This window comes from Streptomyces regalis, assembly GCF_001509475.1.
In the GTDB taxonomy this organism is placed as follows: Bacteria; Actinomycetota; Actinomycetes; order Streptomycetales; family Streptomycetaceae; genus Streptomyces; species Streptomyces regalis.
The window spans coordinates 1-9834 of record NZ_LLZG01000129.1 but is presented as its reverse complement, the minus strand read 5'-3'; the positions used below and the strand labels follow the sequence as shown (position 1 = coordinate 9834).

The 9834-nt window shown below is 68.3% G+C and carries 11 protein-coding genes and 1 pseudogene; 9 read left to right on the top strand and 3 right to left on the bottom strand.

Annotated features, from left to right (window positions below):
• Window positions 1–143 precede the first annotated feature (143 nt).
• The 4 genes and pseudogenes from ADL12_RS18395 to ADL12_RS18380 all read left to right on the top strand — a co-directional run bounded on the left by ADL12_RS18395 (window position 144) and on the right by ADL12_RS18380 (window position 4215).
• Window positions 144–359 carry a hypothetical protein gene (locus tag ADL12_RS18395; protein WP_159053191.1) on the top strand — a complete coding sequence of 72 codons (216 nt, stop codon included), beginning with the start codon at window positions 144–146 and terminating at the stop codon, window positions 357–359.
• A 59-nt stretch (window positions 360–418) separates the two neighbouring features.
• On the top strand, window positions 419–1051 hold the full coding sequence (locus ADL12_RS18390) for a restriction endonuclease (protein WP_425265111.1): 633 nt from the start codon (window positions 419–421) through the stop codon (window positions 1049–1051).
• A 343-nt stretch (window positions 1052–1394) separates the two neighbouring features.
• Complete coding sequence (locus ADL12_RS18385; RefSeq protein ID WP_062703747.1) at window positions 1395–3044, top strand: hypothetical protein; 1650 nt, start codon at window positions 1395–1397, stop codon at window positions 3042–3044.
• Window positions 3045–3292: 248 nt separating this feature from the next.
• Window positions 3293–4215, top strand: a pseudogene (locus ADL12_RS18380) (5'-nucleotidase).
• Window positions 4216–4336: 121 nt separating this feature from the next.
• On the opposite strand, the gene ADL12_RS18375 reads toward ADL12_RS18380, so the two are convergent.
• Window positions 4337–5182 (bottom strand): SDR family oxidoreductase, encoded by an 846-nt coding sequence (locus ADL12_RS18375; protein WP_062703746.1) that lies wholly within the window; start codon window positions 5180–5182, stop codon window positions 4337–4339.
• Window positions 5183–5246: 64 nt separating this feature from the next.
• Between ADL12_RS18375 and ADL12_RS18370 the strand changes: the two genes are divergently transcribed.
• Window positions 5247–5582 carry a winged helix-turn-helix transcriptional regulator gene (locus ADL12_RS18370; protein WP_062703745.1) on the top strand — a complete coding sequence of 112 codons (336 nt, stop codon included), beginning with the start codon at window positions 5247–5249 and terminating at the stop codon, window positions 5580–5582.
• Between the two features lie 46 nt (window positions 5583–5628).
• Here ADL12_RS18370 and ADL12_RS18365 read toward each other — a convergent pair whose 3' ends face one another.
• Window positions 5629–6510 carry an SPL family radical SAM protein gene (locus ADL12_RS18365; protein WP_062703744.1) on the bottom strand — a complete coding sequence of 294 codons (882 nt, stop codon included), beginning with the start codon at window positions 6508–6510 and terminating at the stop codon, window positions 5629–5631.
• A 286-nt stretch (window positions 6511–6796) separates the two neighbouring features.
• Between ADL12_RS18365 and ADL12_RS18360 the strand changes: the two genes are divergently transcribed.
• The 4 genes from ADL12_RS18360 (at window position 6797) to ADL12_RS18345 (ending at window position 8973) form a co-directional block, all read left to right on the top strand.
• Window positions 6797–7177, top strand: a complete 381-nt coding sequence (locus tag ADL12_RS18360) for a VOC family protein (protein WP_062703743.1) — start codon at window positions 6797–6799, stop codon at window positions 7175–7177.
• Between the two features lie 81 nt (window positions 7178–7258).
• A complete protein-coding gene (locus ADL12_RS18355; protein ID WP_062703742.1) occupies window positions 7259–8041 on the top strand; it encodes an MBL fold metallo-hydrolase in 783 nt (260 codons plus the stop codon).
• A 37-nt stretch (window positions 8042–8078) separates the two neighbouring features.
• Window positions 8079–8474, top strand: a complete 396-nt coding sequence (locus ADL12_RS18350; RefSeq protein WP_062703750.1) for a nuclear transport factor 2 family protein — start codon at window positions 8079–8081, stop codon at window positions 8472–8474.
• A gap of 73 nt (window positions 8475–8547) precedes the next feature.
• Window positions 8548–8973 carry a PPOX class F420-dependent oxidoreductase gene (locus ADL12_RS18345; protein WP_062703741.1) on the top strand — a complete coding sequence of 142 codons (426 nt, stop codon included), beginning with the start codon at window positions 8548–8550 and terminating at the stop codon, window positions 8971–8973.
• 66 nt (window positions 8974–9039) lie between these two features.
• Here the strand turns inward: ADL12_RS18345 and ADL12_RS18340 are convergent, their stop codons facing one another.
• Window positions 9040–9555, bottom strand: a complete 516-nt coding sequence (locus ADL12_RS18340; protein ID WP_062703740.1) for a MarR family winged helix-turn-helix transcriptional regulator — start codon at window positions 9553–9555, stop codon at window positions 9040–9042.
• Between the last annotated feature and the right edge of the window lie 279 nt (window positions 9556–9834).

Sequence of the window (9834 nt, the reverse complement as noted above, 5' to 3'; positions counted from 1 at the left end):
GCTACGAACGCAAAGCCGACCACTTCCTCGCCTTCACCAGCATCGCCTGCACCCTGATCTGCTACCGCAGGCTCACCAAATGAGATGACGTCTTAGCCGTGGTCGCGTCAGCCGTGGTCGGGATAGGCAACGGTGGGGTGCAGGTGGGCACCGCCGACGGCACGGCGCCGCGGCCGCAATCAACAGTGCAGTACCCGATCCGGTTCGAGCAGACGACGACCCGGGAGGGAGACGGCGCGCAGCCGCGGCCGACGGTCTCCTACCCGATCAAGTTCGACACCCCCAAGATGGTGCCGGCCGTTCCCCGGCCGACGGTGTCGTACCCGATCGACTTCTCCATGATGGGCAGCGGCCGGTGAGCCGGCGGCCCACGAGGCGGCGCCCGCGGCGCAGGAGCAGGCGCCGGCAGCAGGGGGATGTGCAGCTCGTCGTCCTCCTGGTCGTCACCGTGGCGGCCGTTTCCCTGGTCGTGATGGTGGTCAACTGGCTGCTCACCCACTGGTGGGTGCTGCTCGTCGCCGCCCTCCTTGCCGTCCTGGCCGCTGCGGGGTGGTGGCAGCAGCGGGTGCAGCGCATGAAGTGGGAACAGGTTCAGGCACGTGCGCTGCGGTACGGGCTGGCGCAGCTGGATGCGCTGACGCACCGGGAGTTCGAGCACGCGGTGCGGGACCTGATGCGCCGCGACGGCTGCACAGACGCCGCCCAGGTCGGCGGGCAGGGTGACCTGGGAGCGGACGTGAAGGCCACCGATCCGCTGGGACGCCGCTGGGTGCTCCGGTGCAAGCACCGCAAGAACGGAGAGCGGGGCGCGGCCGTGGGCACACCGGACCTCCAGATCCTCAACGGAACGGGACGGCCGGTCCACAAGGGGGACGTCGTGGTCCTGGTGACCAACGGCCGGATCACCCAGCCCGGCCGCACCTTCGCCGAACAGCAGCGGCTGCACCTCGTCGACCGCAAAGTCCTGGCGGAGTGGGCCACGGGCTCGAGACCGTTGTGGGAACTGCTGCGCGCCCTGCCGCCACCGCGCAAGCCCTCGGCACTCTCCTGACTGTTGCGCCATGGCCCGAGGTCGCGTGTACGCCGAGGCCACCAGTCCTGGAATGAGGGCGGCGGCCGCGCCGCTGATGCTGTCCGGCTCGCCCGCTTCCTGCTCGGACCCCGTCCCCACCGAATCCGCACCGCCCTTGCCGCGGCCCGGGCCGCCGTTGCCCGGGAGGCGACCGAGAAGGCCGAGGGCACCACGACAACCAGGGGATCCGGGTGCGTGCGCTGCTAAGTGATCCTGCGTCAGGAACTCCAGAGCCGGTGACCAGGACCAACGGCCCTCGTTGCAACCCTAGTTGCCAGCGCCAGCTTCTGCGCTGCAGAGCGGGCATGTTGCGGGAGGCGGGATGGCGAACAGGACGGCGATCATGCAGGAGCTGTGGCCGCAGGTGCTGGAAGCAGCCAAAAAGCGGCGGCGGTTCACCTGGATTCTGCTGAGCCAGAACGTAACAGCGCTCTCCTATGACGGTGCCACGCTGATATTGACCTGGGTCAATCAGGGCGCATTGGACAACTTCGTCAGCTCCGACTCCCGCCGCGTGCTCGAGGAAGCGCTTGAGGAGGTCCACAACCACCAGGTCACCATCGAATCGGTGGTCAATGGCACACCGCCTGCCTTCGGCCATCCCGTGTCCGAAGGCCCGGCGACGCACCTGCACGTATCTGTCGCCGTCACGGCTCCTGCCCCGTCACTCCAGCCGGGTGAGCCAGCGACTTCCACCCTGCATCGTGTTCTGGGCCAGACGGCGTTCCTGATGCACGAGCAGGGCAACAACCAGGCCGCGGCCCTGCTTGCGGATGTAGGAAACGTAGAACTGGGCCCCGCAAGCCGCTTAGGGCATCCCCAGGACGCCGTCCTCATCGTGCCGGCCTATCTCGTCCCCAGGTTCACTGAAGACGTCATTGCAGCGATCCGGCCGGTGTTCGAGCACGTGGCGGGGCGGCACGGACTGAGGATCAATGGAGTCACCGCCGCACCCGCGCTTCCCCAGATCGGTGACGACTGGAGGCAGGTCCTGCAGACAAAGCTGGCCACGGAAGCAGTTCCCGACCAGCTGTCCCAGCCCCGTGCCGAGGAAGCCGCCGTGACTCCTCGCAGGCAGGAGCCGACTGCAGACGGGACGTGCACCCGATACGGCAAGACCACTGGCCGCCGATGCCGCCGCCGGGCTGCCGAGTGGCCGCTCGTCGACGACCTGCCTTCTCCGGTAGCCGCGTGCTTCAGCCACCTCACACTTGAGGAGCAGGCAGCCTGCCAGCAGGCCCGCGCTCGGTCCAGGAAGGAATTCAACGCCCGCTGGAAGGCAGAACACGCTGTACGGGAGTCTCCCGGGGACGTGCCAAGGCCTGCAGCGAGTCCCAGCGCTACGGTGCGGCCCTGCACCGGCCCATGCACTTCGCAGGAACACGCCTTGGGCCACGACTCGGACGAAGCCTCGGTGACATGTGCGAAGTGCGGCGGGTGGGTATGCGTCAGATGCGGGCAAGCGAAGGTCGACGGAGCCTTCGAGGCCTGCGCCGACTGCTCGAAGCAGGAGTCGTTCTACGACGCCGCTCCCGAGGACGACGGGCAACATGACGAGGAAGCCGACACCGAACCGGACCCCCACACCCAGCTGACAGCCATGGTCAACGACCTCGTCAAAGCAACCGGCACCACGCACCGGCAAGTGAACGCGCGCCTCAACCGCAAAGTCGGCGTCATCACCAGAGTCGGCGCAGACGAACAGGTCATCTGCCGCGCTGCCCGCGCTGCCCGCGCTGCCCTGCCCGCGCTGCCCGCGCTGCCCGCGCTGCCCGCGCTGCCCGCGCTGCCCGCGCTGCCCGCGCTGCCCGCGCTGCCCGCGCTGCCCGCGCTGCCCGCGCCTGGCTCGACCAGCTCGGCTCTTCTGACTGACCAGGGCGGGTGGGACGGTTCTTTGCTCCATCACCGCCCCGATGGACCCCGCCGAGGCGTCATGGGGCACCTCACCAACACCCCAGGTGCCGGGCGATGACCGTGCAGCGTCGCCTCCTCGCGTCCGGCCCCCGGGTACGGAGCCGGTGAGCGCGTTTACCGGAAGGCCGACCTCAGGACGTCCTCGTTGATACCGGCCAGGGGCCTTTTCCGGGTCTGAGACGAAGACGGCGTCTGTACCCGTCGGCCGGACTGGGGGTGCCGCACCACTGGTTCCTCGCGGGACAGCCGCCGACCGGGGGTGCCCCTGGCGCCGGCCAGCCCAGGGGTGCACGGCGACTCGGTACGATGATTGAGACAGGTGTGCGAATTGATGCAAGGGGGAGTGCCGTGGCCTACGAACTTGAAAAGCGCCTGGTCATCGGCATCGCCTCCAGTGGGCTGTTCGACCTGGCGGAGGCGGACGCCGTCTTTCGTGAGCAGGGGGAGGAGGTCTACCGCGCCTACCAGGAACAGCACCTCAACGACACGCTGGGCAAAGGCGTCGCCTTCCCTTCATCCGCAGACTGCTGTCCCTGAACGATCTTTCACCCGAGGACCCTCTGGTCGAGGTGATCGTCCTGTCACGCAACGACCCCGACACGGGGCTTCGGGTCATGCGATCCATCCAGGCCTACGGCCTGCCGATCAGCCGGGCCATCTTCATGCAGGGCCGCTCGCCCTACCACTTCATGCCTGCCCTGAACATGTCTCTGTTCCTGTCCGCGAACGAGACCGACGTTCGCGAAGCCGTCGCCCTCGGGCTGCCCGCCGGCCGTGTCCTGGGTGCCATCACGGCCGACGAGACCGACGACCAGGACCTGCGGATCGCCTTCGACTTCGACGGCGTACTCGCCGACGACGCCTCGGAACAGATCTACCAGACCGACGGCATCGAGGGATTCCGTTCCCACGAGACGATGAACGCCGCCACACCGCACGATCCGGGACCCCTGCGGGACTTCCTCGCCAGCATCAATCGACTCCAGCAGCGCGAAGAAGAACAGCGGACAACAGACCCCGGATATCAGATCCGCGTCCATGTCTCTCTCGTCACCGCCCGCAACGCACCCGCCCACGAACGTGCCGTGCGCAGCCTGAAGGACTGGGGAGTGACCGTCAACGACGCCTTCTTCCTCGGCGGCATAGACAAGAGCACGATCATGCGAGTCCTCAAGCCCCACATCTTCTTCGACGACCAGGTCAGTTCCCTGTCAAGTTCAGCGTGTTGAAGTCGGGGGCGGGTCCTGGCCCGGGCGGTCGGCGGTAATTGAAGGCTCGGCAGGGCCGCCCGCCGAATATGGCGGCCTGCCAAGCCTTCGCGAAGTCGGCCGGAGCTGACAGCGGTTGTGGTCAGAGGCCGATGTCGGCCAGCCACTGGCTTGTGGTCCGGGGGGTGACGCCCAGCAGTTTCTGGGCGGAGGTCTCCGGTGCGATCGAGCGGCCGGGCATGGCACTCATCGCCTGGTAGGCCCCTGCGATATCAGCGGCCGGGCCGTCCCCGATCAGGGGGGCCATCGAGGTACGGAACTCCTCGGCGGTGATCTGGTCGAAGACCACGTCCCGTCCGAGCCTGGCACCGAATGCTTCGGCCAGGTCCGGCCCGGTGATCGCCGGGTACTGGCCGACGGAGACCACGCCGGTGACGTCCGTGCGGTCGAGCAGGGCGACGGCGGCGTCGGCGATGTCCAGGTGGGAGGCCCAGGAGACGGGGAAGTCGGCTCGGATCGGGTAGGTCAGTACGCCGCGCTCGCGGACCGAGCCGATGACGTGCGGCATGAGCAGGTTCTCGAGGTAGAGCTCGGGTGCGATGACCGCGTGGGATACACCGCTGTCTGCCAGGCCGGCGGCCAGGGTCGCGGCGGCACCGCCGATGGCGGGATCGATGGGGAAGCCGCTGGTGGAGAACACGACGCGGTCCGGCCGGGCCTCGCGGACAGCGGTGAGGATGTTGTGCGCGTAGGTCTGGCGGTCCTCCTCCGAGGCCACCGGCAGGTGGACGAAGATCCCCTCGGCACCTCGGTAGGCGTCGGTCAGGTCGGCGGCGGAGGAGTAGCCGGCGGCCACGACGTGCTGCGCGCCGGGCACGACGGCGTCGGGGTTGCGGGTCAGAGCGGTGACGGTCCTGCCTGCGGCGGCGAGAGCGGCGACGACGGGGGCACCCTGGGCGCCGGTGGCGCCGTGAATCACGTAGGTCATGACGTCATTAGTGCATGAGGTGCACCGGTTACATCAACTGCACTAATGGGGTACCGTCAAAAATGTGACTGATCCCTGTCTGCCCGAGTGCGGTGTCGCCCGGTTCCTCACGCTGCTCAACGGGCCGTGGGCCACCCTGATCGTGCGCGAACTGCTGCATGGCTCCCACCGGTTCAACCAGCTGCGCGAGGCCCTGCCCGGCATCAGCCCGCACACCCTGACCAGCCGACTACGCCAGTTCGAGCGGCACGGCATCGTCACTCGCACGACGTATGCGGAGATCCCGCCGCGTGTCGAGTACGCACTGACCCCTCTCGGCGAGGGGCTGCGCGAGGTCCTGGAGGCCATGGGGGCGTGGGCCATGGCGGTGCCGGATCCCGAGTCCGGCGTCACCGCCTGAGGTACGTCTGGCCCGGCCCGGCCCCCGGACATGTTCATGGCCATGGTCACGCCGAGGATGCGAGCCTCTGCCGCAGGGTGTCGTTGTCGTCGTGGTGGACGACCTCCTCGAAGCGCAGCCGCAGCCCGTGCTTGTCCAGCAGCTCCGGCACGATCGCGTCGAGCTGATCGCGGTGCTCCTTGGTCCGCGCCTGGAGATATGCCTCGCGTACGTCTTCGGGCTCGTCGGCGAGGACCTGGTCCATGCGTTCGCGGATGTACCGCTTGAGGTTGATGTGCTCCATGAACACCTCGCTGACCCCCGCGTCGACGAGCCGGCCGAAGAGGTCGTCGAGGAGTTCGGGCTGGGTGGCGAAGTGGGGCAGGAGCGGGCCGACGAAGGCGTAGGTGGGGATGCCCGCCTCGTTGAGTTCGGCGAGGGTGCGCAGGCGGCGGGAGGCGAGTGGGGCGCGTACCTCCAGCCAGCGGCTGACCTTGTCGTCGGTGGTGGTCACAGTCATGCCGACCTCGGCGCGGGGCAGGCTGGTGAGCAGGTCGATGTCGCGGGTGACCACAGGTGACTTGGTGAGGATGCGCACCAGGCCCGGGTACTCGACCGCTTGAAGTTCGCGCAGGATGCCGCGGGTGAGCCGGTACTTCGTCTCGTGGCCCTGGTAGGGGTCGGTGACCGAGCTGAGCAGCATCGTGCCCCGCCGCTTGTCCTGCGGCATCTTCGCCAGCTCCTTGCGGGCGAGTTCGACCGCGTTCGTCTTCACGTACAGGTAGTCGCCCCACTCCTTGACGGACCGGCCGAACTGGCGCCCGGCGAAGCTGGCGAAGCAGTAGGCACAGCCCAGCACACAGCCGGTGTAGGGGTTGATGACGTAGTCGTTCGAGGGGGTCTTCGACTTCTGGATCAGGGTCTTCGCCTCGATCTCGACCGGCTCCATGACGTGCTTCCTTCCTGAGGCCCGGCCGTCCGTGTCCGACGCGCCGGGGTCCTGTGCTGTCCAAGGGCCGGTGGACCGCAGGCCATCGAACCCATACACAGGAACAATAATCTGCGGAATTTGATTCCATGGAATGCAAATGGTTTGCTGGACCCCGGGCCGGTCCGGAGCCCGCCATCCCCGCCGGACTCCGGCGAGCCCCGCGCGGAGCGGTGGTCACCATCTGCATTTAGCCCGGCCCAGAGAGTCACATCCGTCCCCTTGTGGGGCGTAAGGAGTGCGTGTCATGACTGTTCCCGCCTTCAACTCGGTCGCCTGGTTCGAGTTCGGCACCGACCAGCCCGAGAAGGTCAAGGAGTTCTACGGCGAGCTCTTCGACTGGCAGTACGTCCTCAACACCAACACCCCCGGCGTGACCTACCACTCGGTGATGACGCCGGGCGCCGGGCAGCCGACCGGCGGCGTGTGGGAGTCGGAGGGCAACTTCCCCAACTACGCGATCTTCTACGTCCTGGTCCAGGACGTCGCAGCGACTGTCGAGCGAGGCCGGGAACTCGGCGCCGAGGTCCTCATGGAGCCGGTCTCCGACGCTGCGGGCTTCACCTTCGCCCGGCTGGAGGACACCGCCGGCAACCACTTCGGCGTCTTCTCCGTACCCGCCCCGTAACCCTGCCCCTTCCGCCCTGCCTCCCGCCGGAGCGCGCCGCAGGGTCACGGGCCACCGTTCCCCCGACCGAGAGGTTCCCCGATGTCTGGCGCCAGCGCCACCAGCGAAAAGATCCCTGTCCGCGTCTACGGCGGCCCCACCGCGCTCGTCGAGTACGGCGGGCTCAGGTTCGTCACCGACCCGACCTTCGACCCGCCCGGCGAGTACCCCATGCCCCTCCCCGGCGACCACAAGCTGGTCAAGACCGCCCCCTCGCCGGTCACCGCCGCCGGCCTCGGCCGCGTCGACGCCGTCCTGCTCTCCCACGACACGCACGAAGACAACCTCGACAACGCCGGGCGTGCCCTCCTGGCCGAGGTGCCGGTCGTCTTCACCACCGAGAGCGGCGCCGGCCGCCTGGGCGGCAGCGCCCGCGGTCTCGCCTTCTGGCAGACCGCCGAGCTCAAGCGGCCCGACGGCGGCACCGTGACCGTCACCGGCGTGCCCGCCCGGCACGGCCCCGTGGGCTGCGAGCCGATCTCCGGTGACGTCATCGGGTTCATGCTCACCTCCGACGACCTGCCCTCGGTCTACGTCAGCGGCGACAACGCTGCCCTGGAGCACGTCAAGGAGATCGCCGAGAAGTTCGCCCCGGTGGACACCGCGATCCTCTTCCTCGGCGGCGCCCGCATGCCCTTCGCCTTCGACGGCGCTCTGCTCACCCTCGACAGCGCCCTGGGCGCCGACGCCGCCAGGACGCTCGGCGCCCGACGCGTCGTCCCCGCGCACTACGACAGCTGGGCCCACTTCCAGGAAGGCCGCGCCGAGATCGAGGCCGCCTTCACCGAGGCCGGCCTGGCCGACCGCCTCGACTTCGCCCGATGACCCCGACCGAACCCGCACGAGAACCATGGAGAGCGCGATGACCACTGCGAACCTCGACCTGGCCCGCGCCTACTTCCAGGCTGTGCAGACCGGAGACATGGCCGCCCTCGGCGGCCTCCTCGACGAGGAGATCGTCTGGCACCAGCCCGGCGCCAACCAGTTCTCCGGCGACCACAAGGGCCAGGGCGCCGTCTTCCAGATGCTCGGCGGCATGATGGAGGCCAGCCAGGGCACCTTCGCCATCGACGAGATGCACTCACTCATGGGCAACGGTGACCTGGTCGCCGCCACCATCCACTTCACCGGCCGCCGCGGCGACACGTCCATGGCCATGGACGGCGTGGACCTCCTGCGCATCCAGAACGGCAAGATCACCGAGATGTGGCTCTTCTCCGGCGACCAGAACGCCGAAGACGCCTTCTGGGGCCGCTGACACCCACTGCGTGCCCCGAGGCCGGCCGGGCCTCGGGGCCGGCGAACGGCCCCACCAGAGTGAAAGGCACCGTATGCGGAAGATGACCGACGAGCAGTGGCGGGCGTTCGTCACGCACAGCACCCGCACCGGCAAGCTGTCGACCGTCCGAGCCGACGGCAGCCCGCACGTCACACCGGTCTGGTTCCTTCTCGACGGTGACGACATCGTGCTCACCACCGAGGAGGACGGCGTCAAGGGCCGCAACCTCGCCCGCGACGGACGCTTCGCCCTCTGCGTCGACGACGACCACCCCCCATACGCGTTCGTCATCCTCCAAGGACGCGCCGAGACCTCCGCGAACCCCGACGAGATGCTGCACTGGGGCGGTCTCCTCGGCGCCCGCTACATGGGCGAAGACCGCACCCAGGAGTACGCCGCCCGCAACGGCGGCCCCGGCAACCTCCTTGTCCGCGCCCACATCGACAAAGTCATCGCTTTCAACGGCATCGCCGACTGAACGGCAACGGGCGGCTGTCACCCGCCCCGCCCCAGCCGCCCGTTGCCGTTCCCGAGACGTCCTGGCTCACGAGGCCGACCGGCCAGGCTGCTTCGGCGCCCGCAAGGCCGGAACCGACGTCTGGCTTGCGGCCTTCCGCTCCGCGTCCAGAGCACGTCCGGCCGCCCGCAGCGTACTGAGGACCGCGGTCACCTCGCGTACCGACTCCTCGGGAATCACCGACCCGATCCGCAGTTCCAGCTCCTCCTCGAAGACCTTCAGCGCCCCGTCCACCAGCTTCCGCCCCTCCGGGGTGAGCTCGACGATCGAGGAACGGCGGTCGTTCGGATTGGCCCGCCGCCCGCACAGGCCCGCCGCCTCCAGACGGTCGACGACCTTGCTCGTGCCGCCCACCGTGATCGAGAACTCCTCCGCGATGTCCTGAATCCGCCGCCCAGGCCGCCGCAACAGCAGGTGCAGCACCTCGAACGAGGTCAGCGCCAAGTCGTACTCGGCCCGCAACCGCCCCTCGATGCCGTCCCACAACTCGATCTCCAGCGAGACCAGCTCCCGGTACAGCAGCTTCAGGTCAGCGTCAGCCATCACTCATCTTCCAAAGAATTATCTTCCACAGACAGTTAATTGTAGGTCACCAGTATCGGGACCCTCAGGCGCCATCCGCTTTCCGAACGTGATCGTTTGGTTCGGGTGTGTCAATGGTGTCGGCTGCCCAGTGCAGGCGATCACGGCGGATACAACGGATGTGCTGCAATGGGTGAGTGGAGTGAACCGCTCCGGGTCTGATGGAGGCTCGATTCCCTGAGAGGATCGAGTCATGGCACGTCCGTCCCCCTATCCTGCTGAGCTTCGTGAGCGTGCGGT